Genomic DNA, 24,777 nt, shown 5'->3' with positions numbered 1-24,777 from the left:
TGAGGCAATTGTGTCGCATCGGGATTAAATTAATATCCCCGACCGACTTCCACCAATACCGGCAAACGCCCCTCATCACGATAACGGCGGATATTACCGGCAACAATCGCCGATGCGGTTTGCTTATCGGTCGGCGCGGAAATATGCGGCAACACCGTCACCTGAGGATGCTGCCAATGCCAGCTGGCGGCAGGCAAGGGTTCCGTTTCAAATACATCGAGCACCGCATGCTGCAGATGACGGCAATCAAGTGCGGCCTGTAAATCGGCGTCAGACACGATCGCACCACGCGCAAAATTGATCAGCGACGCTCCCTTTGGTAACTGTGCCAGCCGCGCCGCATTCAGCAGACCTTTGGTGTCCGGCGTCAGAGGTAAGAGGCAAACCAGAATACTGGTTCTGGCCAGCATCTCAGACAAGCCCGATTCGCCCGAAAAACAATCAACTCCGGCAATATATTTCTGACTGCGACTCCAGCCACACACCTGAAAACCGGCCGCCAGCAAGCGTTTCGCGGCGGCTTCACCGAGTGCGCCCAGTCCCAGCAAACTGACCGTCTTAGATTGCGGCCGCACATATTCCAGTGGCAGCCACTGACTGCATTTTTGCTGTTGCGCGTAAGCCGGCATATTCCTGTGCAGGAACAAAGTCCAGGCGAGCACGGCTTCTGCCATCGTCTCCGCCAGCTGCGGATCGACCAGACGCACGATCTTTAAGTGACTCTGACCAAGGTCGGCTACCAGCCGCTCCACACCAGCCCAGACACTATGCACCCACCTCAACGCCGGCATTTGCTGTAAATTTGCAGGATCCGGATTCGCCACAATCGCTACCGTTACAAGTTGTTTTTCGAGCTCGGATAATTCATCAAATGCGACGATACGCTCGTCTGGCATCGCCTGCTGCAAGGCATGCACCCAGGCATGGGTTTGCGCGTAACCGGATGCGGCGACAAAAGGAACCGGCGTTCTGAGAAGTTCTTGTTTCATCGGATGGCACTTCTTTGAAATATTCAGAAGACGGGATCATACCCCGACCCGCTGCACTACAGCCGCAAGATAGTCTTAATAAACCAATTGTGTCTAATGATCTGTCCTCAGATTATAATGAGCAATAACACGACCTTTCAGGCTTCAGCCGTATTTAGAAACTCAGTTTCCTTTATATGCCCCCTACTTCTGGACTGAAAAATTCCCGCGAAGCCGACTGGCTGGCCTGGTTTGACGGTTCTGCAAAACCGAACCCCGGCAACTGTAAAATCGCCTGCGTACTGCACAGCCCCGACGGCAAAGTCACACAACATGCCGCCTCGATTGGTTATGGTGATAGCAGCGACGCCGAATATCAGGCCCTGATTGCCGCACTGACGATGCTGACCCAACAAGTGATGCAACCCGAAACACAAACCATACTGCTGCGCGGAGACAGTCAGGTCGTGATCAACGACGTACTCGCCGGCGAGTTACAGGCCTCCAGACTACTATCGGCTTATCGTCAACAGGCGCAAACGCTGATGTCGGCTTTACCGGGTTTGCGGCTGAAATGGGTTCCGCGCCATAAAAATACTGAAACCGATCAGCTTTTACGGGTCTGAATCAACGCTTAAGACACGCAAGCGTTTGATTATTCAGCATAAATTCATCTGACGCCAGGCAAGGATGAAGGCTTTCCGGTACAATCGCGCCCATGAATCCTTTGCCTAAAAATCTCTTCTCACGTCCTCGCTACCGACCTGAAGTCGGCGGCGATAACGCAGCTCCTTTTCTTCCCATGTCACGCGCCGAAATGGATGCACTTGGCTGGGACAGTTGCGACGTCATCCTTGTCACCGGTGATGCCTATATCGACCATCCAAGCTTTGGCATGGCCTTGATCGGTCGCGTACTCGAACATCAGGGTTTTCGTGTCGGCATCATCAGCCAGCCAGACTGGCATTCAGCTGAAGCATTCCGCGCTCTTGGTAAGCCGAATCTGTATTTCGGTGTCACTGCCGGCAATATGGATTCTATGGTCAATCGCTACACTGCCGACAGAAAAATCCGCTCGGAAGATGCTTACACGCCGGATGGTGATCGCAGCAAACGTCCGGACCGTGCGCTGGTTGTGTATGCGCAGCGCGCGCGCGAAGCTTTTCCGGATGCCAACGTTGTCATCGGCAGTATTGAAGCCAGTCTGCGCCGGATCGCACATTACGATTACTGGTCAGATAAAGTGCGGCGCTCTGTTTTGCCTGATTCTAAGGCTGACATACTGTTATTCGGTAATGCTGAAAGAGCACTGATCGACCTGACACACAGATTGGCAGAAGGTGAACCAATCAAAGAAATTCGCGATTTGCGCGGAACCGCGTTTATGGTGCCGCGCGGTTGGTTGCCAGATGAAGAATGGGTGGAAATCAATTCAGTCAAAATTGATACACCGGGCAAAATTGATGCGCACACTGATCCGTACGCGATGACACCCCAAGAAGGCGCGAAATGCGCGACTGGTGAAGGTGAAAGCGCAACGAACGCAAATGTGGCACAAACTGCGGCGACTACGGAAGTGAAGACGGATGTTGTTAAGCAGCAGGCAATTCGTATGATGAGCCGCGAAGAACGTCAATTGATGCTGAAGAATAAACAGCACAAATCGGTGATACGCCTGCCATCGTTCGATGAGGTCAAAGATGACCCGGTGATGTACGCGCATGCATCGCGCGTGTTTCATCTGGAAGCGAATCCCGGCAACGCCAAAGCGCTTCGACAAGGCCACGGGGACCGTGATGTCTGGGTGAATCCGCCACCACTGCCGCTGGCGATGGACGAAATGGATGGTGTCTATGACCGAGCCTACGCGCGTGCACCACACCCGTCTTATGGTAAGGCGCGTATCCCTGCCTGGGAGATGATACGTTTTTCCGTCAACATCATGCGCGGTTGTTTCGGTGGCTGCACTTTCTGTTCTATCACCGAACACGAAGGCCGCATCATACAAAGCCGCTCAGAACCTTCTATTCTTCGTGAAATTGAAGAAATCCGCGACAAAGTTAAAGGCTTTACAGGCACGATTTCAGATCTCGGCGGTCCAACGGCAAATATGTACCGGCTTGCCTGCAAAGATAAAAAAATCGAAGAATCCTGCCGCCGGCTTTCCTGTGTCTATCCGTCAATTTGTACAAATCTCGGCACCGATCACAGCAAACTGATCTCGATTTATCGCAAGGCTCGTGCGATACCCGGCGTGAAGAAAATTCTGATCAGCTCTGGTCTGCGTTATGACCTCGCCGTCCGTTCGCCGGAATATGTCAAAGAACTGGTGACACATCACGTCGGTGGTTTATTAAAGATCGCACCGGAGCACACTGAAACGGATACTTTATCAAAAATGATGAAGCCCGGTATCGGCAGCTATGATGAATTCAAGCACATGTTTGACAAATATTCGCGCGAAGCGAATAAGGAACAATATCTGATTCCTTACTTCATCGCAGCACATCCTGGCTCTACCGATGAAGACATGCTGAATCTCGCGATCTGGCTCAAGAAAAACGACTTCAAGCTCGATCAGGTGCAGACGTTTATGCCAACACCGATGGCACTGGCAACGACCATGTACCATACGCGCAAAAATCCGCTCAAAAAAGTCACCGCGGATTCGGAAATTGTAGAAACTGCGCGTTCAGGAAAAATCCGGAAACTGCACAAAGCACTGCTACGCTATCATGCGCCGGAAAACTGGGAAATCATCCATGAGGCGTTAATACGCATGGGGCGGCGCGACCTGATCGGTAACAGCCCCCGTCATTTGATCCCGCCTCGCCAGCCTGTCATACCTGTCACCGTGGACGAAAGCGGTGTTGCCAACGGACGTCGCATTGCGGCTCCAAAAATCAATACTTATGGCAAAAAGCCCGTCGTACGCAGCAATGCAGCAACAACACCGAGAGCAACCTCATCGGCAGCACCGCGGCCGCCACTGGCGTACAAGTCAGCCAAGCCCAAGCTTAACCCGGCAAAGTCAGGCCGGCGCTAAGAGCCCGGTACAATTCTCAGTAAGGTAATTCAAAAGCCGCGGGCATTTCTGCATCGCGGCTTTTTTCTTTTTCTGACACTTCATCACAATCAGCTGTTGTAGAATCAACTGACCACTGCCTCGATTCCAATACTATCCGAAGGAGGAAATATGAAACACATGAAAACGGTTCTGATTCTCGAGCACACCGAAGAAGTATTTGACAAACTCACCTGTGATGTTTGTGGCGCCGAGTCTCTGTGGGATGAAAACTGGGGCACCAAAGAATACGAAAAAATCAATACCACCATTTCACTCGAGGAAGAAGAATCTTTTCCGAACGGCGGACAATCAAAGCTCACGCAATACCATATTTGTCCTTCTTGTTTTAAAGAGCATCTGACAAAATGGTTTGAAAGTCATCGTCAGGCAAAACCAACGATCACCACCTCGGTCTGGTAACCACAGCGCAAGCGCATCAGATAATGACCGGCAAGCAGGCAAATTCAGTATTCTTGGCGCACTACAAGGTATAATGCAAGGTTTGATTGCATAAGAAAAGCTAAAATTATGGAAGCCGAACGCCTCAACAGTCTGTCCTCCCTGCTCGCCGATCTGACGGTCCGTGAAGCTGAACTACGGAGGTATCTTTGACTTCGATATCAAGTCAGAGAAACTCGAACAAGTTAATGCTGAATTAGAAGATCCCGCCGTCTGGAACGATCCTAAGCGCGCGCAGGATCTGGGCAAAGAAAAAAAATCACTGGAAGCCGTCGTCAACACGCTGACCGAAGCCGAATCTGGCCTGCGTGATGCAAACGATCTTCTCGCCATGGCGAAAGAAGAAAACGACGACGATACACTGGAATCCATCGAGGCCGACGCACAGCATTTGCGCGGCCTGATCGAAGGCATGGAATTCCGCCGTATGTTCAATAATCCGATGGATCCGAACAACTGCTTCATTGACATCCAGGCCGGCGCCGGCGGTACCGAAGCGCAGGATTGGGCATCGATGCTGTTGCGTCAGTATCTGCGCTATTGCGAACGCAAAGGCTTCAAGGTTGAAATTCTTGAACAATCCGATGGTGATGTTGCCGGTATCAAGACAGCGACCCTGAAAGTCGAAGGCGACTATGCATACGGCTTCCTGCGCACCGAAACAGGCGTACATCGCTTGGTGCGCAAGTCACCATTTGACTCAAATAATGGCCGTCACACCTCGTTTTCAAGCTTGTTTGTTTACCCGGAAGTTGACGATTCATTTGAGATCGACATCAATCCGGCGGACGTGCGTACCGATACCTATCGTGCCTCTGGCGCCGGTGGTCAGCACATCAATAAAACGGATTCCGCTGTTCGTCTGACACACGGCCCATCAGGCATTGTTGTTCAATGTCAGAACGATCGCAGTCAGCATCGCAACCGCGCGGAAGCCTGGGAAATGCTGAAAGCGAAATTGTTTGAACTCGAATTGCGCAAACGCATGAGCGAAAAACAAAATCTGGAAGATTCCAAAACCGATGTTGGCTGGGGTCATCAGATCCGCTCTTACGTGCTCGATCAGTCTCGCATCAAAGATCTGCGCACCGGTTTTGAAACAGGAAATACCAAAGCAGTGCTGGACGGCGATCTGGATGAATTTATCGCTGCCTCACTAAAGCAAGGCGTTTAATTAAGACGAGCAATCACAACGACGCGATGTCGTCTGCAGGACATTGCGCCGACATACCAAACAGGCGGGCACGCTGCCCGGACAACTGAGAGAAATCTGAGAGAAATCTTATGTCAGAACTGAATAATCAAACTGCTGCCAGCGAATTGCCGGTTGATGAAAATTCCATCATCGCGGAACGCCGTGCCAAGCTCGATGCCATCCGCGCCAAAGGCGTCGCCTTTCCGAATGACTTCCGCCCGCAACATAAAGCCGCCAGTCTGCATGAACAGTATGGCTCCATCGGTCGCGAAGAACTGGAAGCCATGAATGTGGAAGTCAGCGTTGCTGGCCGCATGATGCTCAAACGCGAAGCGGGTAAAAAAGCTGCTTTCGCAACCTTGCAAGATGCATCCGGCCTGAAGGCTGATGGCCGCATACAGTTGTATGTGACACTGGATAAAACCGGCGAGGAAGCGATGGAAGCCTTCCGCCATTACGATCTGGGCGACATCCTCGGCGTTGAGGGCGTGTTGTTCAAAACCAAGACGGATGAGCTGACAGTTAAAGTCACAACATTGCGTTTGCTGACCAAGTCACTGCGCCCTCTGCCAGACAAGTTCCACGGTCTGGCGAATCAGGAAACCAAATACCGTCAACGTTATGTTGATCTGATCATGAGCGAAGATACGCGCCGCACTTTCAAAGCGCGTACTGCAGCAATGACATCGATCCGTAACTTCATGGCCAGCCATGAATTCATGGAAGTCGAGACGCCAATGCTGCACGTGATTCCCGGCGGTGCAGCAGCCAAGCCTTTCATCACGCATCACAATGCGCTGGACATGGAAATGTATCTGCGTATCGCACCTGAACTGTATCTGAAGCGCCTGGTCGTCGGCGGCTTTAACCGCGTATTCGAAGTGAACCGCAATTTCCGTAACGAAGGCGTATCGCCACGTCACAACCCTGAATTCACAATGATGGAATTCTACGCAGCCTATGTCGATTACAAATGGCTGATGGATTTCACTGAACAAGTCATCCGCAAAGCTGCCGAAGATGCGCACGGCACAGCAGTATTGACATATCAGGGTAAAAAACTTGATCTGTCGAAACCTTTCGAACGTCTGACTATTGTCGGCGCGATCAATAAATACGCACCGCAATACACGCAAGAACAATTGCACGATGCTGAATTCATCAAAACTGAATTGCTGAAATTCGGCGTCAAACCGTTTGCGACCGCTGGCCTTGGCGCCTTGCAGCTGGCACTGTTTGAAGAAACTGCCGAAGCACAGCTATGGAATCCGACTTACATCATCGACTATCCGGTTGAAGTGTCGCCACTCGCGCGTGCCTCGGATACAGTTCCCGGCATCACCGAACGTTTCGAGTTGTTCATGACGGGGCGAGAAATCGCGAACGGTTTCTCGGAATTGAACGATGCCGAAGATCAGGCAGCACGCTTCCAGGCCCAGGTTGCCGCCAAAGATGCGGGCGATGAAGAAGCGATGTATTACGACGCTGATTATATCCGTGCACTCGAATACGGTCTGCCACCAACCGGCGGTTGCGGTATCGGTATCGATCGTCTGATGATGCTGATTACCGACTCGCCGAATATCCGTGACGTGATTCTGTTCCCGCATCTTCGCCGCGAAGATTGATCTCAGGGCAGCGAAGCGAAACCCGAAATAGTGAAAAGGGACTGTCATCTGCAGTCCCTTTTTTTGTTTCTTGCATTTACCTGATTTATTCAAATTGAGCCAAAACACTATGTCAGCAACACATCCGCTAAAAAAATTACTGCACTATGCCAGTGCTTACAAAACTGATTTACGGCTGGCGACACTGTATTCGATACTGAATAAATTCTTTGATGTGCTGCCGGAAGTGCTGATCGGTGTCGCGGTCGATATCGTCGTCAATGGCGAAAAAAGCTTTCTCGCCAAACGCGTGCTGGGCGGCTTCGGCATTACGGAAACCTGGCACCAGTTGGTGTTTCTGGGCGTGGTCAATGCGTTTATATGGATGGGTGAATCCTGGTTTGAGTATTTGCTGTCGCTGAAATGGCGCAAGCTGGCGCAGAATCTGCAACATGATTTACGGCTGGACACTTACGATCACGTACAAAAACTGGAGATGGCGTATTTTGAAAATCAGCGTACTGGCAATCTGATGTCGGTGCTGAATGAAGACATCAATCAGATGGAACGTTTTCTGAACGGTGGCGCGAACCAGATCATTCAGGTGATCTGCTCTTCCATCATGGTCAGCGCGGTCTTCTTTGTGCTACAACCTTCGTTAGCAATCATTTCCCTGCTGCCGGTACCGGCAATTTTGTTCGGTGCCTTCTGGTTCCAGAAACGGCTGGCACCGCGTTATGCCGAAGTCCGCGAGGCCGCTGGCGATGTCAGCGCCCGCCTGAACAACAACCTGCTCGGGCTGGCCACGATCAAAGCGTTTGCCACCGAAGATTTTGAAAAAAATCACATTGCCGAAGCCAGCAATATTTATCGCCAAGCCAATGCGCGGGCAATTGCGGTCAGCGCTGCCATTACCCCGGTTATCCGCATGGCGATCCTGGCAGGCTTTACCGCAACACTGGTGTACGGTGGCTGGCTAACCTTGCATGACGAACTGGCGGTCGGTGCATATTCTGTACTGGTCTATCTGACACAACGTCTGTTATGGCCGATGACCAGCCTGGCAGAGGTTGCGGATATGTATCAGCGCTCGATGTCAGCGATTGACCGCGCCATGAATTTGCTCGATACGAAAATCAACATTAGCTACGAAGGACAACACTTGCCGGCTAACAGAGTAAAGGGACATATCCGTTTCGATGCGGTCAATTTTTCTTACGGGGAGCAACAGACTTTGCACAATATCAGCCTCGACATACCTGCTGGCAAAACCATTGCCTTTGTAGGTTCGACGGGATCGGGCAAATCAACGCTGGTCAAACTTCTGCTGCGATTTTACACTCCACAAAGCGGCAAAATTTTTCTCGATAACGTTGCAACTGATAGTGTCAATCTGCAAGATTTACGTCGTCTGATCGGTTACGTTGCACAAGATAGTTTTTTAACCGATGGCACTATTGCTGAGAATATTGCCTATGGCTTGGACAACGTGCCGGAAGAAGCGATTGCCGCGGCGGCACAGGCGGCGGAAGCGACTGAATTTATCAATAAGCTGCCTCTGGGTTTTGCCACCCGTATCGGCGAACGCGGACAAAAATTATCCGGTGGTCAGCGCCAGCGACTGGCACTGGCGAGGGCCATCTTAAAAAATCCGCCAATTCTGATACTCGATGAAGCAACCAGCGCAGTGGACAATGAAACAGAAGCAGCGATACAACGCAGCCTTGATGTCGTCAGTCGTGACCGCACCACCATCGTCATCGCGCACAGGTTGTCAACGGTGAGACAGGCCGATTGCATCTATTTACTGGAGGCCGGTCAGATTATCGAAAGTGGCACCCATGACGATTTACTGAAATTAAATGCTGGCTATGCAGCACTGTGGCGTCTGCAAACAGGCGAACGCGCACAAGGTCAAACACAATCAGCCACGTAATGCTGTCTGCTTAAATTTAATTTTTTCGGCATGATGCATGCACCCAACATTTGAGTGCAGCCGACTTTTTATCTGCAACAATAATGATGATGAAGTCACTTTGAAGCAGATTAGATATCGATACTGACAACCCTTGCAATAGGGGTTGTCAGCATTCTCAACACATCAGGAAATTGTTTTTGCCAGCGCAAGTGCACTGAGGAAAGCATGCTCTACTCTGCCATTGCCTTCCAGTCCGGTCGCAAACCAATCGCCACAGGCACCGATTCCCAGTTTGGCATTCCATAAGCAATCCCGCGCCAACGGATGCTCTGCCTGCGCAAAACGCCAGCGATGAACGACCGCATAAATAGGCTGTACCCACGAGCCTGTGGCTTCATGGAAGGCTTTTAATAATTTCTCTTTCGCACGCTCAGGATCTTCCTCCAGATGTTCCACACTCCATGCCGGCGTAGCGTGTGCCACCCAGCGTTCACCTACGCGGTGCTCCGGTTTGGAAGTATCTCTGGCAATCCAGCCCAGGCGCGACTGATTGACCCACGCGCCGTCGTATGGCAATTCCAGAGAATTCTGGAAGCCCAGCATCATCGTCCAGCATGGTGCCAGCTTTGCCTGGTGAGCTTGTTTTGAGAATTCAGGAGCAACATCAAGTAAAGGCGCAGCCTGATCGGCCGGAATCGCCAGTACAACCGCATCAAACGGACCGGCAGTCGCTGGAATCGCAACCGTATTTGACTGAATTTTGAGTAACCATTGTTTATCGTGACGCTCCAGCGCCAGCACTTGCTGTTCTTTCCTGACATCCAGGCCATGTGCGAGTTGCTTGCCGAGCGCATTCATACCAGGTACTGCGACATAGCGCGTCGAACTACGTCCTGCAGGTTTGGCAATACCCGCGTCCAGCGTCACCAGACGTGCATTCCAGGCGGTAATCCAACCCAGCTTTTTCCAGTCAGCGACTTCTTTTTTAAAGCGGTCAGATGTCGCCGTAAAATACTGCGCTCCGTGATCGAAACCGCCGACTTCCGTTTGCCGCGTACTCATGCGTCCGCTGACACCCAGGCTTTTTTCGTACACGGTGACATGATGTCCCTGCGATTGCAATTGACGAGCTGCGGTGAGTCCGGATAATCCGGCACCTACGATGGCGATATGCATAATTTCCCCTTTTCCAGACAATAAAAAACGCCCGCATCTGATTATTTGCGGGCGTTATTTCGAATCAAACCGGCATCAGGCGATTACCTATTCTTCATTTTCGGCAACAGGCCAATCGCGGATATACGCTTTCAGCATTTTATTTTCAAAACTCTGCGCTTCGAGCACTGCACGCGCCACGTCGTAAAACGAAATCACGCCCATCAGCGTTTTTGCATCCATGACAGGCAGATAGCGTGAATGTTTTTCCAACATCATGCGACGTACTTCGTTAACTTCGGTTTCCGGCGTGACCGTCATAGGATGGTCGTCCATATATTTACGTACGGTACCGCTTCCCAACGAACCCTTATTCGTATGAATCGCGCGAATGACTTCGCGGAAGGTCAGTATGCCAACCAGATCACCATATTCCATTACAACCAGAGAACCGATGTCTTTTTCTTCCATGACACTGATCGCATCTGCAATCGGCGTATCAGGTGTGATAGTGAAAAGGATGTTGCCTTTGACCTGAAGAATTTCCGAGACTTTCATGGGGCTCCCCTCCTGTGTATTCTGTTTTTTTTAAAACTGTTTTCAATGTATCGCAAGCCATGCAAAAAATCCAGCAAGTTCATCGTAAAAACGGCATTTCATTTTGCGATCTTAATGGTAGCATTGGCTGATCACAATACGGAGACCAGAGTTTATGAGTGCCCCCCACTATCCCGGATTCGACACACTTTCTTTGCATGCTGGCGCAACACCCGACCCGGCAACAGGTGCACGTGCGACGCCTATCTATCTGACATCCTCATTTGCGTTTAAAGATTCAGATCATGCCGCTTCACTGTTCAATATGGAACGCGCCGGACATGTCTATTCGCGCATCTCGAATCCGACCAATGCAGTCCTGGAAGAAAGGATCGCCGCTCTTGAAGGCGGAGTTGCCGGCATTGCCGTCGCCAGCGGACAAGCCGCATTGCATCTGGGTTTAACGACCATCGCCGGTGCCGGATCACATATCGTTGCTTCCCGTGCTTTGTATGGTGGCTCACAAAACCTTCTCGCCTATACCTTAAAACGCTTTGGCATAGAAACAACCTTCGTTGATCCGCGTGACCCGGACGCCTGGCGCGCGGCGATACGTCCAAATACTAAAGCCTTGTTTGCTGAAACTCTCGGCAATCCCGGACTGGATGTTCTGAACATACCTTTGATCGCAGAAATTGCCCACGCACACGATATACCGCTGATGCTGGATTCAACCTTTACCACGCCGTATTTATTGCGTCCGTTTGATCACGGTGCTGATCTGGTTTTTCACTCTGCAACTAAATTTTTATGCGGGCATGGTACTGCGATTGGTGGCTTGCTGGTCGATGGCGGTACATTCGACTGGCAGAAAGCGTATGACCGAACCGGACGTTTTGCCGAGCTTTGCGAACCCTATGACGGCTTTCACGGCATGGTGTTTGCCGAAGAGTCGACTGTCGGCGCATTTTCCTTACGGGCACGACGCGAAGGATTGCGCGACTTCGGCGCCTGCATGAGCCCACATAATGCATTCGCTATCCTGCAAGGCGTAGAAACACTGGGCTTGCGCATGGACAGACATGTCACCAATACCCGTAAAATCGTTGATTTCCTGGTAAAACATCCTGCTGTTGCTGCGGTTTCTTATCCGGAATTAGAAACACATCCTGACTACGAACTGGCAAAAACCCTGCTTCCCAAAGGTTGCGGAGCGGTTTTTTCATTCAATCTGAAAGGTGATCGCGCCGCTGGTCAGCGCTTTGTTGAATCATTGAATGTATTCTCACATCTGGCGAACGTCGGCGATGCGAAATCGCTGGTGATACACCCTGCATCCACCACGCATTTCCGCGTCCCGGCAGAGCAATTGCAGGCCTCCGGCATCACAGAAGGAACACTGCGCTTATCAGTCGGTCTGGAAAATGTTGAAGACCTGATTGAAGACCTGACACGCGGCCTGAAAGCTGCTCAGAAAGGAGCCTGAGATGCTGTTTCAGATTCAAGAAAAGGACGCTTATTGCTACACCGGAGGTAAAACCTTCAATCCTGCGCTGCCAAGCATCGTGTTCATACACGGCGCACAGAATGATCATTCCGTCTGGGCCTTACAGTCCCGCTATTTCGCCCATCATGGTTATAACGTCCTGGCTGTGGATTTACCGGGACATGGCCGCAGCAAAGGCCAGGCGCTCAATAGCGTAGAGCAAATGGCGACCTGGCTGATTGCTTTGCTTGATGCTGCAGGTATTGAGCGCGCCGCTCTGGCAGGACACAGTATGGGCTCGCTGATTGCTCTGGAAGCCAGTTATCGGGCGCCTGAGAGAGTCAGTCATCTCGCAATGATAGGTACAGCCTACCCGATGAAGGTATCAGACCTGCTTTTGAATGCGGCACGCGACGACGAGCAGGCTGCGATAGATATGGTGAACATCTGGTCACACAGCAGCATTGCGCATAAACCTTCCTGCCCTGGACCTGGATTTTCCGTCCTTGGCGGCAGCAAGAGGCTGATGCAACGCATTTCTGCCATCAACCCAGAACTGGTTTTTTATACGGATTTTTTCGCCTGTAACACCTACAGCAACGGCGAAATTGCTGCGCAAGCTGTTACTTGCCCGACCTTATTCCTGCTCGGGAAAAAAGATCAGATGACCCCGCCGAAAGCGATCGCCGGCTTGCGTAGTTTAATTTCCCAAAGCAAGACGTCAGTGATTGACAATTGCGGACACGACCTGATGGCAGAACAGGCCGATGCAGTGCTCGACACTTTATTCGATTTCGTGCGGGGTAGCTGAGTGTGGCGATGAATCTTGAAAGCTGGGCCTTGTTCACTGCAACAGAAGCGGCAATGTCACTCTCTCCCGGCCCGGCAGTCATGATGGTGGTTGCGTATGGCATTGCGCGAGGCTGGAAAACATCCTTGTTTGTCACGTTGGGGATTTTGACTGCCAATGCGATTTACTTTGCGCTCTCGGCAACCGGTATCGGCAGCCTGCTGCTGACATCGCCGATGCTGTTCATGGGAATCAAGTATCTTGGTGCAGCCTATCTGGTCTATCTGGGCTTATCAGCAATACTGGGGAAACCCTCACCCATCAGCATATCCAGACTGGATGGGCCGCCACAAAAAGGAAGCCGCATCTTTTTCAGCGCTCTTAGCCTGCAATTGACCAATCCCAAGATCTTGCTTACCTTTGTAGCCATCCTGCCGCAGTTTATCGATCAGCATGAAGCCGTCGGTTTGCAAATGCTGATTCTGGCCATCTGCTCCATGATTCCTGAATTTTTTATTTTGCTGGGATACGGTGTGTTGGCAAGCAAAGCCAGCCATTGGGCGACACAAGAAAAATATGCAGTAATGACAGAGCGTATCGCAGGTGTACTGATATTGTGTGCTGCCACGCTGGTTGCCGCCGTCTGAAAAAAGGGAGAATACCCTCTCCCTTTTTTCAGACATCTATTTCAATTCATAATCAACTGATTCTCAACTGACTCCCGACCATCAAAACTCTTCCCAGGCATCTGATGCCGCTTTTTTCTCAGGAGCAGTATCATTCACCTGCCTGAGTCTTTTAATACTTGAGGTCTGCGCCCTCACCACAGCAGCTTTTTTACCAGGCAAAGTCGTTGTTACACGCTTTGTGACGGGTTCAGTGCCCGCAAGCGGGATCGCTGTCATATTAGCGAGCTGAAATGTACTGACAAGCTGGCTGAGATGATCCGCCTCATTCTGCAACGCCGACGCTGAAGCTGCAGCTCGCTCCACCAGTGCAGCATTTTGCTGCGTCACATCATCCATCTGAACGATTGCCTCATTGATTTGTTCTATACCTGAAGTTTGCTCTTGCGTTGCCATCATGATTTCACTCATGATGCTGGTCACACGCTGAATACTATTGACGATTTCGACCATGGTCGATCCCGCCTGATCAACCAGTTTCGCACCAATTTCTACCTTACTGACAGAATCGTCAATCAACTTTTTAATCTCTCTGGCAGCTTCAGCCGAACGTTGCGCAAGACTTCTCACCTCCGTCGCAACGACGGCAAATCCACGTCCCTGCTCACCTGCGCGGGCAGCCTCAACGGCGGCATTCAGTGCAAGGATATTAGTCTGAAAAGCGATACCGTCAATCACCCCGATGATGTCCACAATCTTACGAGACGATTCATTGATCGAACCCATCGTCCGGACAACCTCGGCGACAACGTTACCGCCTTTAACGGCAACATCTGAAGCAGACACGGCAAGCTGATTGGCCTGACGTGCACTATCGGTATTCTGCTTCACGGTTGAGGTCAGCTCCTCCATCGAAGAGGCAGTTTCTTCCAGCGAGCTGGCTTGTTGTTCAGAACGGGAAGATAAATCCAGATTTCCTGACGCTATCTGTTTTGAAGCGGACGCTATGGTTTCAGTACCGGCACGCACCATACCGACAATATCAGCAAGACCATCACGCATGACACGCATTGCGTGCATAAGACTATACTCATCGCCAGCGGCCAGTCGAATATCGACACTCAGATCTCCTGCGGCAATTTTTTCTGCAATTTTTACCGCATAACGTGGCTCACCACCTAATTGTCTCAGCAGGCTACGTATAATCAGCCACGAAGCGACCACACCAACCAGGATCGCCAACAGTCCCAATATGATCAGCATTTTTCGTGCGTCACGATAATCTGTTTCTGCTTTAGTAACGGCTTCTTTATTTTCTTTTTCCTGATCTACGACAAAATCATTGATCAGTTCCCACCATTTCTTTTGTACCGGACGATATTCATAGCGTAGAAGCTTATAAGAATCATCTTTATTACCTTGCTGAATTAATTGCAGGCTTTTAGCGATGAAAGGCTCAGATAATTTTGCCTGTTCGCGGATTTTATTTAATAAACCAACCTGAGCGTCATTCGTCTCGCTATCCCGCTTCATGAGTTGCTCTAATTTATCCTCTGCCTCATGGTATTTTTTATTCTGAGCAGCGATACGATCAACCTCTATCTGTATCTCTTTTTGTTCACTCAGCAGTAGCAAATTCCGCAGTGCCAACGCTCTCTCAGTAACCGTCAGGTACATACTCTGCGCCAACCGTATTTCTTCATCATTAAAGTGAACGATTTGCTCCATACGCTTATTCATCTGATGCAGATAACTGATCCCCAACACAAGCACAATTAACAAAAAACTCAATACCAGACCAAATCCGGCGATTAAGCGACTTGATACCTTAGTGTCTTCAATTCTCATGATTTGTGTCTCCCGGCAATGAAATGAATACTGAAATATTTAATGACTGATACGGCGTAACCCTCTATCTGACTCGTTTTTTAATCACCTGCTGCTCTATACCAATTTCAATTACCAACACTTATAAATCTAACATCATATTTAACAGTATATTAATATTTTTCAATTTATATATGAAAGTACCCTGCGCAAAAATATTTTTAACAGGATGATGTATCTGTCGTGACTCAGATTTTTGAGGTGCAGACAATACAAATAAAAAAAGCGCACGGTGTATACCGTGCGCTTTTTACCGGACCAATCGAAAAATGCTCTCAAGCTGCCAATTAATATTCCGTCAGATCACAAAGTGTGAGACATCGACACGTGCGGGATACCAGCTTCCATAAAAACCTCGCCATCGCGTGAAAACCCCTCTTTTGCGTAGAAATTTTCAGCTGTCTGCTGTGCGTTGAGCCGCACGCCGGTATGGCCGCGCAATCTGGCCTGCTCCATCAGTACACGGAGTATTTGTGCGCCGACGCCAGAATTACGGGCAGACTCCAGTACCGCCATACGACCAATATGACCGTCAGGCAGCAAACGGCCTGTGCCTATCGCCTGATTCTGCTCATCGTAAGCAACCGCGTGCAGGCACTGGGCATCCATTACATCCCATTCCAGCTCAACAGGAATATGCTGCTCAATCACAAAAACGGAATAACGTACTGCCTGTGCGTCTTTTTGCAGGGTAGTCCAATCACCTAAAACAATGCGTGCGGGAGTCATCATCACAAGTCACTCTACTGGTTTCAATTTTTCAAAGCTGATGATTATCGCACGCCAATCCGCAGGCAATGCAACTCCCTTACGCAGTGTGGTATCGGCATACACATAAGTGAGCTCACCGGAAATCAAATGTTCTTCACCCCTGAAAATTTCAATCACAAACTGGACGGACGAGCGACCTATCGCCTGACAGCGCACACCTATGTCCAGCACATCATCAAACCTGGCAGACGCCAGATATTCTATGCTGGCCTTGCGGGCAAACAATTCTTTGCCTTCTTTGGCCTGGGTGATTGCGCTGGGTAAACCTGTGGTACGCCAGTATTCGGTAAAGGCGACATCAAAATAAGTCAGGTAATGACCGTTAAAAACGATCGCCTGCATATCGACTTCCGACCAGCGTACCCGTAATGTATGAAAAAAAGCGAAATCGGATCTTACCATCATGAATTCCTGCTAAAAATCACTACGATGCATCATTGTCACCGCATCCGCTGATGCAGCGGATGCGCATACTTATTCAGTAAGAAACCGCCGTATCAGTTGATTGACTCGTTCAGGCTGTTCATGAATCAACCAGTGAGAACCTTCGGGGATGCGTTCAATACGAACATCTGCAACGAAGTTTTCTATGCCATTCAACAGGGTTTTCGGCAAGGCTTGATCGTTCTCGCCCCAGATAATGCGGGTAGGTACACTGACTTTAAAATCATCCGGATTCAGATGTAATTGCAAAGGCCCCTGATTTTCAGCTGTGGGCGGGTGCAGCGGTGAGGCACGGTAATAATTCACACCGCCCGACAAGCCCTTACGCCAGCATTCGTGATACAGCGCACGAGTTGCGTCGTCAAACCAGGTTGCAGGTGCCTGCCCCATGCCGTTAAAAAAACCATCCATCAGTGCAAAATCATCTTTTGCCAGAGCGACTTCAGAGTCAGGCTTGCGCAGCCAGTTCATGTATTCACTTGCTACTTGTTGTGCTGGATCCTGTGCCAGCGCCTGCATGAACAAATAGGGATGCGGCGAATTAATAATGATCAGTTTTTCTATGATCGCAGGTAACGCGATGGCCATATTCCAGCACACGGCACCACCCCAGTCATGCGCGACCACGATCGCTTTCTGATAACCCAGATGTTGTATCAGCAAACGCAAATCATCGACGATGTGCTTTGCTTTGTAGGCACTCAGATCGTCAGGCATATCCGATAAATTAAAACCGCGCAAATCGGGCGCGACTGCAAAATAATCCTGCCCGAATTCCGCTAACTGCGCTGCCCATTCGTACCAGAATTCAGGAAAGCCATGCACAAATAAGATCAGCGGCTGTCCCTGCTTGCCAGCACTGGCGTAATGCAGGCGGGTACCATTATCTATAGTGGCAAACTGATTTGTCTGTATCGTTGCTGTCATCGTGTCTCCGGATTATCTGCAAATAAAAGCGTCGCTGTCAGCGACTGAGTCCGAACTCATCCTGCTCACAGCGACCTGCTTTGATTTATTTTTCTAAGTTTTTTCCTGAACGCTTTTTTGCTCTGATTTTTTATACTTTCAGCTTTTCTCTGAGCATATCGCGGATATGTGGTGTGGCCTTGTACGGATCGCCCGGATTGCGTTGCAAGACGATATCTTCCATGCGTTCCTGCACATTGCTCAGAGCGCCCGGATGCGAGAAGATGTAGAACTGTTCTTCACTGATGGCTTTAAACGTATTTTCTGCGACTTCCTGTGCCGTCACTTTACCCGAGCTGACTGCTTTATCCGACATGGCCTGCGCGGCACGCTGACTCGCCGTCGGTGCTGCGCCTGGCACATCGTCAGGACGATTTCTGTGCGATTGTGAAATACCGGTCGGGACAAAATAAGGACACAAAACAGAAGCGCCAATCGGCGCGGCAACCAGCTTCAGATCCTGATACAGCGATTCACTCAGTGACACGACGGCATGTTTGGAGACGTTATAAACACCCATGGTCGGCGCATTCAGCAAGCCTGCCATCGATGCGGTGTTCACAATATGCCCTTCGTATTCCGGGTCTTTTTTTGCACACTCCAGCATCAGATTGGTAAAGATGCGGACACCATGAATCACGCCCCACAAATTCACGCCCAATACCCATTCCCAGTCAGCCTGAGTATTTTCCCAGACCAGACCACCAGAGCCGACACCTGCATTATTAAAGACCAGATGAACTGCACCGAATTTTTCCATCGCTGCATCCGCCAGCGCCTGCACCTGTTCTGCGTGACGGACGTCGCAACGCAACGCTATCACTTGCGCACCAAGCTGCTCCAGCTCGGCCTTAGTCTTATCCAATGCATCCTGCTGCACATCCGCCAGCACCAGCTTCATACCGAGACGGGCACCGATCAATGCAAATTCACGACCAAAACCGCTGGCTGCACCGGTAATGACGGCCACTCTGTCTTTAAATACTTTCATTTTGTCTCCTGATTTTTACGAATGAAAATGGGATATCACTCCCTGATCACACAGTTGTTGAATTTATTCTGAGTTTATTTTTCAGCTCAGCTTAACGAGCTGCTTACCAAAGTTCTGGCCTTTCAGAAGACCGATAAATGCCTCCGGTGCTTGCGCGATACCTTCAGCGATGGATTCGCGGAATTTCAGTTTTCCGGTCGCCACCAGCGTCCCCAGTTCTTTCAGACCCTGCGGCCACAAATCCATGTGCTCCGATACAATGAAACCGCGCATTGTCAAACGCATGGTCAGAAATACACGCGCATTTTTAATAGCAATCGGCTCACCGTTGTAGCCGGAAATCATGCCGCACATGGCGATACGGCCAAACGGATTCATACGCGCCAGACTCGCATCAAACACTTCGCCACCAACGTTCTCAAAAACAGCGTCAATCCCATCCGGTGTCGCTGCCGCCAGATCCGCCTCCAGATTGCCTGCTTTATAATCAACGCAGGCATCAAAGCCCAGCTCATTGACCACATAAGCACATTTTTCAGCGCCACCGGCAATGCCAACCACGCGGCAACCCATTTGCTTTGCCAATTGTCCGACCACACTACCAACTGCACCGCTGGCAGCTGATACGACGACAGTTTCACCGGCTTTCGGCTGCATAATTTGTGTCAGCCCATACCATGCGGTCAGGCCCGGCATACCCACCGCACCGAGATAAGCCGATAAAGGAATAGGCGACGACGCATCGAGTTTGCGCAACAATGCGCCGTCGGATACCGCCATCTCAGTCCAGCCCAGCATGCCCAACACTTTGTCGCCGACAGCGAAGCGCGGATTGTTGCTGGCGATGATCTCGCCTACCGTGCCACCTATCATGGTTTCATTTAAAGGCTGTGGCGCAGCGTAGCTTTTCGTTTCCTCCATACGACCACGCATATACGGATCGAGCGATAAGAAATGATTGCGGACTAATACCTCGTCATCCTTGATTTCTGGTAGCGGCAAAGTCTCAAGACGGAAATTGTCTGCCCTGACGTTACCTTGTGGACGGGAAGCTAAAACAATACGTTGATAAGTAGAAGACATAAATAAATCTCACTTCATTAAATGATTAGCCAGCGCCTGAAACGCACGATAAGTGACAGGGTCACTCGCGCCATTCGCAGCGATGGGGTGGGATGAAAATTTAACGATGACCATTTCAGCCACCGGATCAATATAAATGCGCTGGCCATGAATGCCGCGCGCTTCAAAGGTCTGATGACTACTGTGTCCTACCCACCACATATTCCGGTATGAGTAACCGGGCAGCATCTTGTAGCCGGCCTGCGCAAACTTTGCCGGATCACCGCCTTTGCGGATATCGGCTACCACTTCCTTAGGAATAATCTGCTGTCCGTTAAACTGACCGCCGTTACGCATCATTTCGCCGAAACGCGCCATATCGCGCAGGGTCAGATTCAGACCGCCGCCGCCCTGCTCTGTGCCCAGACTATCGACCGCAAAATAGGCGTCGTTTTCTGCGCCGAGTTTTTGCCACAGACGTTCCGACATCAGTTCAGCTAAAGACTGACCGGACGCGCGGCGAACTATCCACGCCAGCACTTCTGCGTTCACCGTCTTGTAAGCAAAGGCCTGATCGTGTTCGCCTTCTTTTTTCAGCTTGGTCAGAAAATCGTAAAAATTCTTAGGCCCGCTGTAACCCGGCGCAGCCGGCAGCAAACCACCAGCGCGTGCGTAATCCCAAACCTCGGCTTTCGGATCAGCGTAATTTTCCGAATACTGCACACCGATCGTCATATCCATGACCTGACGCACCGTCGCATCTGCGTACGCGCTGTCCTTCAGCTCAGGGATATATTTCGTCACCGGATCAGCCGGGTTGATTTTGCCTTCCGCTGCCAGCATGGCCGCTAAGGTACCGACAAAAGATTTGGTGACCGACATCGCAATATGCGGCAGATAAGGTTTGCTGATACCGAAATATTTTTCGTAGATCACCTTGCCTTTATGCATGACCAGTACGCTGTCGGTATAGGTATTGACGAGCATATCGGCCCAGCGCATTTCAGTATTTTTATCGTCCTTAAAACGCAGATCATCAAGTGATTGCAATGCCTGCGGCAATACTGAAACAGGTCCGGCCCCGTGCCAGACGTTAGCAGTCGGTCCCAGTTCGCGGGAATGTGAGAATGACCAGCGGGTACGCGGAAACTGGTAGCTGCTGCCATTGGCAAACTGAACGAGTTTGTCCGGCGCGGGTGGGAATCCCTGCATCCAGCCCAGTTTTTGAGGGTCGGTGGCAGCTGGGTCAGGCAAGCTGCTCTGGGCGATGGCGCTGCTGATACAAAGCACGCCCAGTATCGTTGCCAGCGCCGTGGTGGTGAAAGTCTGCTGCATGTTGTCTCCTGTTTTTTTAATTGGACTTGCAAGCACTGCTTTTACTTTTCTGTTTTTACTTTCTATTTTTTACTGAAATTCAGCCAGCACATGAGATCAGGTTTCTTCGCCCCGTATCTCAATGGCTCATTCACGCAATCGAAAACGCCTAATCACTGCCGTATAACTTCTTCATGTTCTCACCTGACTTAAGACGTCGCAGATATTTAAACGTTCCCATCGCCTTGGCAACGAGCCTGTCGCCATTCCAGACTTCGCCTTCGCAAAAACACATCGTCGTCGATTGATGAAAAGCCTTACCACGCGCCTCGATGCGGCCGCCGGCGACACCGCCCGGCTGCAGAAAACTGGTTTTCATTTCTACTGTGACAACCCCTTTCAGATCTTCATGCAGTGAGCGACCAGCCATCGCCATCACCACATCCAGCATGGTCATGATGACGCCGCCATGCGTGATCTGCCAGCTGTTCATGTGGCGTTCCGTCAGATCAAGCGAGAGCCTGGCGTGACCGTCTTCCATTTCCAGAAATTCGACACCCAGATCATGCAGAAAAGGATTCAAGGTCTGGCTCGGCTGCTGCAACGGCTGCGCTGTTGAAGTTTCGCTGCTCATGCTTACACCGCCGACACACCGCCATCGACCGCCAGCGTCTGTCCGGTGATATGTTTGCCGGCATCCGACGCAAACAACAGGGCGACTCCTTTCAGATCCTCGTCATCACCGATGCGCTGTAAAGGTGCTTCTTTGGCGATTTTTTCTTCGCCCAGATGTTCGAGTACGCCCTTGGTCATTTTGGATGGAAAAAATCCCGGAGCAATCGCATTCACGGTAATGCCGTGGACACCCCATTCACCGGCCAGTGTGCGGGTGAAGTTGATCACCGCCGCTTTCGAGGTGTTGTACGCAATCGTCTGCATCGTTCCCGGCGCGTTCCCTGCCAGACCGGCAATCGAAGCGACGTTGATAATACGCCCGGATTTACGCGGAATCATGGAACGTTTACCAACTGCCTGTGACAGCAAAAAGATGCTGCGGATATTCAGATTCATCACCTTATCCCAGGCATCGACCGGATAATCTTCCGCCGGTGCGCCCCAGGTGGCGCCAGCGTTATTGATCAGAATATCGATATGCCCAAGACGTTTTAATGCCTCATCCACCAGTGACGTCACCGCTTCTTCTTTGGATAAATCGGCAGCAATCGCGCTGGCCTGAATGCCACGGCTGTGTAAGTGTGCAACGGCTTCATCCAGATCAGATTGCTTGCGCGACGATAAAACGATGCTGGCGCCCTGCTCACCCAGCGCTTCGGCCATTTGCAACCCCAGACCTCGGGAACCACCTGTGATCAGAGCGGTTTTACCACTCAGATTAAATAATTGCTGAACTGTACGTGCTGTGCTCATCGATCGTCTCCGTTATTGCCGGAACTAATGCCGGCATTTGTTCTGAAAATGCGATAAAAAGAGGATAAAGGGGGGAGTATCCTTAAAAATCCCCTTTATCTCCTTATATTCATTGGGCTTTAAAATATACTCTCGGGAGTATTAAAACCAGCTATCTTGCATGTCATAGGTCGTTGTATCGATGCTGGCGAGTAAATCCAGTTGCGGATGGACCTTCGGCAATTCCCACTGGAAGAAATACTTACACGCCTGCAGCTTACCGGCATAAAAGTCAGCATCATGTGCATCTTCCTTATGCAGACTCTGCAACGCCTGCTCCAGCCATATCCAGGCCATTACGGTATGGCCGAATACTTCCAGATATATCGAGGCATTTGCCAGTGTTTTGTTGATGTCACCACAGGCATGCAACTGCTTCGTGACCTGGGCTACGCGCTGCAACACACGCGCCAGATATTTGTCGTAATCTGCGAGCTCGGGATGGGTCGCGGCCTGCATCAGGGTTTTGTGTATCACAGCACCCAGCGCTTCCAACGCTGCGCCATTCAGCATCACAACTTTGCGCCCCAGTAAATCCAGTCCCTGAATGCCGTGTGTTCCTTCATGAATCGGATTCAGACGGTTGTCGCGGTAAAATTGTTCGACGTTGTATTCACGGGTATAGCCATAACCGCCATGTACTTGTATCGCCAGATTATTCGCTTCCAGACACCATTGCGAAGGCCAGGATTTAGCGATCGGTGTCAGGATTTCCAGCAACAGACTGGCGTTTTTCCGCGCTTCCGGCGTGGTGCCGGTGCGCTCTTCATCGACCAGACGTGCACAGTACAAGGTCAGCGCCAGACCACCCTCAACATACGATTTTTGCGCCAGCAACATGCGTTTCACATCGGTATGCTGAATGATAGGCAGTTGCGGTGCTGCTGGATCTTTGTTCAGCGGTGCGCGCCCCTGCGGACGGCTACGGGCATAATCCAGCGCGTGCAGATAGCCGGTATAACCCAGCATCACCGCACCAAGACCGACACCGATACGGGCTTCGTTCATCATGTGGAACATATTCGCAAGCCCGTGATGCAAAGTACCAACCAGGAAGCCGATCGCACCAGCTTTACCTTGCGGCTTAAACTTGCCTTCACCGAAATTCAGCAGGCAATTCGTCGTGCCACGATAGCCCATTTTGTGATTCAGACCAGCCAGCACGACATCATTACGCTCGCCCGGATTACCCTGCTCGTCCAGCACGAATTTGGGAACGATAAACAAGGAAATACCTTTGACGCCGGGTATCAGTTTGCCGTTTTCATCCGGCACTTTCGCCAGCACCAGATGGATAATATTTTCTGACAGCTCATGCTCACCGGCAGAAATCCACATCTTGTTACCGGTCAGTCGGAAACTGCCATCGGCTTGTGGTTCAGCACGGGTGACGATATCGGATAAGCTGGAACCGGCCTGCGGTTCAGACAGACACATGGTGCCGAAAAACCGTCCTTCCAGCATCGGTTTGACGTACAACTCGATTTGTTCCGGTGTGCCGCATTTCAACAAGGTATTAGCATTGCCTATCGTTAAAAACGGATAGGATGCCGTGCCGACGTTGGCACCCTTGAAGTAGGCAAAGCCAGCTTTTTCAACCACGCAAGGTAATTGCATACCGCCGAAATCAAAGTCCTGACCGGCTGCCAGAAGACCTGCATCGCGAAACGCGTTCAGCGCAGTTTTGACTTCAGGAATCATGTGCACTTTTTCGCCGTCGAAATGCGGCTCATTCTGGTCGCTTTTCTTGTTGTGGGTGGCAAATAAGTCGGTGGCGATTTGTTCGCAGGTATCGAGCGCTGCGTTGAAGGTTTCGCGACTGTGCTCGGCAAAACGCGGGCGTTGATTGAGGGATTCGACATTCAGCCATTCGTACAACAGAAAATCGAGATCGCGACGGGATAGAATTTTGGATGACATGGCAGTTTTGGTGAAGTTTCGGGAAATTGGTGATCAGACATTGAACAGTGTCGTCAATTTGCTCGTTCATCAGATCAGACCGTAAAACAGTCCATGTGAGACAGTATCAGCGACACCGGCTCACATGAACCTCCAAGACCAGACTTT

At 50.7% G+C, this 24,777-nt stretch carries 22 protein-coding genes; 9 read left to right on the top strand and 13 right to left on the bottom strand.

Annotation, left to right across the window (positions count from 1 at the left end; genetic code table 11):
• Positions 1–29: 29 nt before the first annotated feature.
• The gene (locus ACOTSW_RS06520; RefSeq protein WP_423681718.1) at positions 30–989 is read right to left on the bottom strand and encodes a 2-hydroxyacid dehydrogenase; all 960 of its coding nucleotides are present in this window, start codon (positions 987–989) and stop codon (positions 30–32) included.
• 176 nt (positions 990–1,165) lie between these two features.
• On the opposite strand from ACOTSW_RS06520, the gene ACOTSW_RS06515 reads away from it, so the two are divergent.
• From ACOTSW_RS06515 to ACOTSW_RS06490, 6 genes are all read left to right on the top strand, one after another.
• Positions 1,166–1,594, top strand: a complete 429-nt coding sequence (locus ACOTSW_RS06515; RefSeq protein WP_423681717.1) for a ribonuclease HI family protein — start codon at positions 1,166–1,168, stop codon at positions 1,592–1,594.
• Between the two features lie 176 nt (positions 1,595–1,770).
• Positions 1,771–4,014: a YgiQ family radical SAM protein gene (locus ACOTSW_RS06510; protein ID WP_423682272.1), complete on the top strand. Its 2,244-nt coding sequence runs from the start codon at positions 1,771–1,773 to the stop codon at positions 4,012–4,014.
• Between the two features lie 150 nt (positions 4,015–4,164).
• Positions 4,165–4,455: a hypothetical protein gene (locus ACOTSW_RS06505; protein WP_423681716.1), complete on the top strand. Its 291-nt coding sequence runs from the start codon at positions 4,165–4,167 to the stop codon at positions 4,453–4,455.
• Positions 4,456–4,563: 108 nt separating this feature from the next.
• A protein-coding gene (gene prfB / locus ACOTSW_RS06500; RefSeq protein WP_423681714.1) for a peptide chain release factor 2 occupies positions 4,564–5,668 on the top strand; the annotation gives its coding sequence in 2 pieces (ribosomal slippage) (positions 4,564–4,644 and positions 4,646–5,668; 1,104 coding nt in all).
• Between the two features lie 110 nt (positions 5,669–5,778).
• A complete protein-coding gene (lysS, locus tag ACOTSW_RS06495) occupies positions 5,779–7,317 on the top strand; it encodes a lysine--tRNA ligase (protein WP_423681712.1) in 1,539 nt (512 codons plus the stop codon).
• 109 nt (positions 7,318–7,426) lie between these two features.
• Positions 7,427–9,232, top strand: a complete 1,806-nt coding sequence (locus tag ACOTSW_RS06490; protein ID WP_423681711.1) for an ABC transporter ATP-binding protein — start codon at positions 7,427–7,429, stop codon at positions 9,230–9,232.
• A gap of 165 nt (positions 9,233–9,397) precedes the next feature.
• On the opposite strand, the gene ACOTSW_RS06485 is transcribed toward ACOTSW_RS06490, so the two are convergent.
• A complete protein-coding gene (locus ACOTSW_RS06485; protein ID WP_423681710.1) occupies positions 9,398–10,390 on the bottom strand; it encodes an NAD(P)/FAD-dependent oxidoreductase in 993 nt (330 codons plus the stop codon).
• Between the two features lie 87 nt (positions 10,391–10,477).
• Positions 10,478–10,927: a CBS domain-containing protein gene (locus ACOTSW_RS06480; RefSeq protein WP_186885470.1), complete on the bottom strand. Its 450-nt coding sequence runs from the start codon at positions 10,925–10,927 to the stop codon at positions 10,478–10,480.
• Positions 10,928–11,081: 154 nt separating this feature from the next.
• Here ACOTSW_RS06480 and ACOTSW_RS06475 point away from each other — a divergent pair, with 154 nt between their 5' ends.
• Genes ACOTSW_RS06475 through ACOTSW_RS06465 form a run of 3 tightly spaced genes read left to right on the top strand, consistent with a single transcriptional unit; the run spans position 11,082 to position 13,829 of the window.
• A complete protein-coding gene (locus tag ACOTSW_RS06475) occupies positions 11,082–12,392 on the top strand; it encodes an O-acetylhomoserine aminocarboxypropyltransferase (RefSeq protein ID WP_423681709.1) in 1,311 nt (436 codons plus the stop codon).
• Between the two features lies 1 nt (position 12,393).
• Positions 12,394–13,203 (top strand): alpha/beta fold hydrolase, encoded by an 810-nt coding sequence (locus ACOTSW_RS06470; RefSeq protein ID WP_423681708.1) that lies wholly within the window; start codon positions 12,394–12,396, stop codon positions 13,201–13,203.
• 8 nt (positions 13,204–13,211) lie between these two features.
• The gene (locus tag ACOTSW_RS06465) at positions 13,212–13,829 is read left to right on the top strand and encodes a LysE family translocator (protein ID WP_423681707.1); all 618 of its coding nucleotides are present in this window, start codon (positions 13,212–13,214) and stop codon (positions 13,827–13,829) included.
• Positions 13,830–13,910: 81 nt separating this feature from the next.
• Here ACOTSW_RS06465 and ACOTSW_RS06460 read toward each other — a convergent pair whose 3' ends face one another.
• From ACOTSW_RS06460 to ACOTSW_RS06415, 10 genes are all read right to left on the bottom strand, one after another.
• Entirely contained in the window at positions 13,911–15,656 is a 1,746-nt protein-coding gene (locus tag ACOTSW_RS06460) for a methyl-accepting chemotaxis protein (protein WP_423681706.1), read from the bottom strand.
• A 342-nt stretch (positions 15,657–15,998) separates the two neighbouring features.
• A complete protein-coding gene (locus tag ACOTSW_RS06455; RefSeq protein ID WP_423682271.1) occupies positions 15,999–16,427 on the bottom strand; it encodes a GNAT family N-acetyltransferase in 429 nt (142 codons plus the stop codon).
• Positions 16,428–16,433: 6 nt separating this feature from the next.
• On the bottom strand, positions 16,434–16,868 hold the full coding sequence (locus tag ACOTSW_RS06450) for an acyl-CoA thioesterase (protein WP_423681705.1): 435 nt from the start codon (positions 16,866–16,868) through the stop codon (positions 16,434–16,436).
• Positions 16,869–16,940: 72 nt separating this feature from the next.
• Entirely contained in the window at positions 16,941–17,837 is an 897-nt protein-coding gene (locus ACOTSW_RS06445; RefSeq protein WP_423681704.1) for an alpha/beta fold hydrolase, read from the bottom strand.
• Positions 17,838–17,967: 130 nt separating this feature from the next.
• On the bottom strand, positions 17,968–18,867 hold the full coding sequence (locus tag ACOTSW_RS06440; protein WP_423681703.1) for an SDR family oxidoreductase: 900 nt from the start codon (positions 18,865–18,867) through the stop codon (positions 17,968–17,970).
• 81 nt (positions 18,868–18,948) lie between these two features.
• Positions 18,949–19,950 (bottom strand): NADP-dependent oxidoreductase, encoded by a 1,002-nt coding sequence (locus ACOTSW_RS06435; protein ID WP_423681702.1) that lies wholly within the window; start codon positions 19,948–19,950, stop codon positions 18,949–18,951.
• 9 nt (positions 19,951–19,959) lie between these two features.
• Positions 19,960–21,264 (bottom strand): serine hydrolase domain-containing protein, encoded by a 1,305-nt coding sequence (locus ACOTSW_RS06430; RefSeq protein ID WP_423681701.1) that lies wholly within the window; start codon positions 21,262–21,264, stop codon positions 19,960–19,962.
• A gap of 148 nt (positions 21,265–21,412) precedes the next feature.
• Entirely contained in the window at positions 21,413–21,877 is a 465-nt protein-coding gene (locus tag ACOTSW_RS06425; RefSeq protein ID WP_423681700.1) for a PaaI family thioesterase, read from the bottom strand.
• A gap of 2 nt (positions 21,878–21,879) precedes the next feature.
• Complete coding sequence (locus tag ACOTSW_RS06420) at positions 21,880–22,671, bottom strand: SDR family oxidoreductase (RefSeq protein ID WP_423681699.1); 792 nt, start codon at positions 22,669–22,671, stop codon at positions 21,880–21,882.
• Between the two features lie 141 nt (positions 22,672–22,812).
• On the bottom strand, positions 22,813–24,630 hold the full coding sequence (locus ACOTSW_RS06415) for an acyl-CoA dehydrogenase (RefSeq protein WP_423681698.1): 1,818 nt from the start codon (positions 24,628–24,630) through the stop codon (positions 22,813–22,815).
• Positions 24,631–24,777 lie beyond the last annotated feature (147 nt).

The organism is Undibacterium sp. WLHG33 (assembly GCF_049544815.1).
GTDB lineage: Bacteria > Pseudomonadota > Gammaproteobacteria > Burkholderiales > Burkholderiaceae_D > Undibacterium.
This window is presented reverse-complemented; position numbering and strand designations above follow the sequence as displayed.

Bases quoted from the DNA above. Each gene is read 5' to 3' on its own strand.
- ACOTSW_RS06440 (WP_423681703.1), bottom strand. From the start codon at position 18,867: ATGAAAGTATTTAAAGACAGAGTGGCCGTCATTACCGGTGCAGCCAGC.
- ACOTSW_RS06445 (WP_423681704.1), bottom strand. From the start codon at position 17,837: ATGACAGCAACGATACAGACAAATCAGTTTGCCACTATAGATAATGGT.
- ACOTSW_RS06470 (WP_423681708.1), top strand. From the start codon at position 12,394: ATGCTGTTTCAGATTCAAGAAAAGGACGCTTATTGCTACACCGGAGGT.
- ACOTSW_RS06420 (WP_423681699.1), bottom strand. From the start codon at position 22,671: ATGAGCACAGCACGTACAGTTCAGCAATTATTTAATCTGAGTGGTAAA.
- ACOTSW_RS06430 (WP_423681701.1), bottom strand. From the start codon at position 21,264: ATGCAGCAGACTTTCACCACCACGGCGCTGGCAACGATACTGGGCGTG.
- ACOTSW_RS06520 (WP_423681718.1), bottom strand. From the start codon at position 989: ATGAAACAAGAACTTCTCAGAACGCCGGTTCCTTTTGTCGCCGCATCC.
- ACOTSW_RS06415 (WP_423681698.1), bottom strand. From the start codon at position 24,630: ATGTCATCCAAAATTCTATCCCGTCGCGATCTCGATTTTCTGTTGTAC.
- lysS (WP_423681712.1), top strand. From the start codon at position 5,779: ATGTCAGAACTGAATAATCAAACTGCTGCCAGCGAATTGCCGGTTGAT.
- ACOTSW_RS06485 (WP_423681710.1), bottom strand. From the start codon at position 10,390: ATGCATATCGCCATCGTAGGTGCCGGATTATCCGGACTCACCGCAGCT.
- ACOTSW_RS06460 (WP_423681706.1), bottom strand. From the start codon at position 15,656: ATGAGAATTGAAGACACTAAGGTATCAAGTCGCTTAATCGCCGGATTT.
- ACOTSW_RS06450 (WP_423681705.1), bottom strand. From the start codon at position 16,868: ATGGTAAGATCCGATTTCGCTTTTTTTCATACATTACGGGTACGCTGG.
- ACOTSW_RS06465 (WP_423681707.1), top strand. From the start codon at position 13,212: ATGAATCTTGAAAGCTGGGCCTTGTTCACTGCAACAGAAGCGGCAATG.
- ACOTSW_RS06455 (WP_423682271.1), bottom strand. From the start codon at position 16,427: ATGATGACTCCCGCACGCATTGTTTTAGGTGATTGGACTACCCTGCAA.
- ACOTSW_RS06490 (WP_423681711.1), top strand. From the start codon at position 7,427: ATGTCAGCAACACATCCGCTAAAAAAATTACTGCACTATGCCAGTGCT.
- ACOTSW_RS06505 (WP_423681716.1), top strand. From the start codon at position 4,165: ATGAAACACATGAAAACGGTTCTGATTCTCGAGCACACCGAAGAAGTA.
- ACOTSW_RS06425 (WP_423681700.1), bottom strand. From the start codon at position 21,877: ATGAGCAGCGAAACTTCAACAGCGCAGCCGTTGCAGCAGCCGAGCCAG.
- ACOTSW_RS06515 (WP_423681717.1), top strand. From the start codon at position 1,166: ATGCCCCCTACTTCTGGACTGAAAAATTCCCGCGAAGCCGACTGGCTG.
- ACOTSW_RS06475 (WP_423681709.1), top strand. From the start codon at position 11,082: ATGAGTGCCCCCCACTATCCCGGATTCGACACACTTTCTTTGCATGCT.
- ACOTSW_RS06435 (WP_423681702.1), bottom strand. From the start codon at position 19,950: ATGTCTTCTACTTATCAACGTATTGTTTTAGCTTCCCGTCCACAAGGT.
- ACOTSW_RS06480 (WP_186885470.1), bottom strand. From the start codon at position 10,927: ATGAAAGTCTCGGAAATTCTTCAGGTCAAAGGCAACATCCTTTTCACT.
- ACOTSW_RS06510 (WP_423682272.1), top strand. From the start codon at position 1,771: ATGTCACGCGCCGAAATGGATGCACTTGGCTGGGACAGTTGCGACGTC.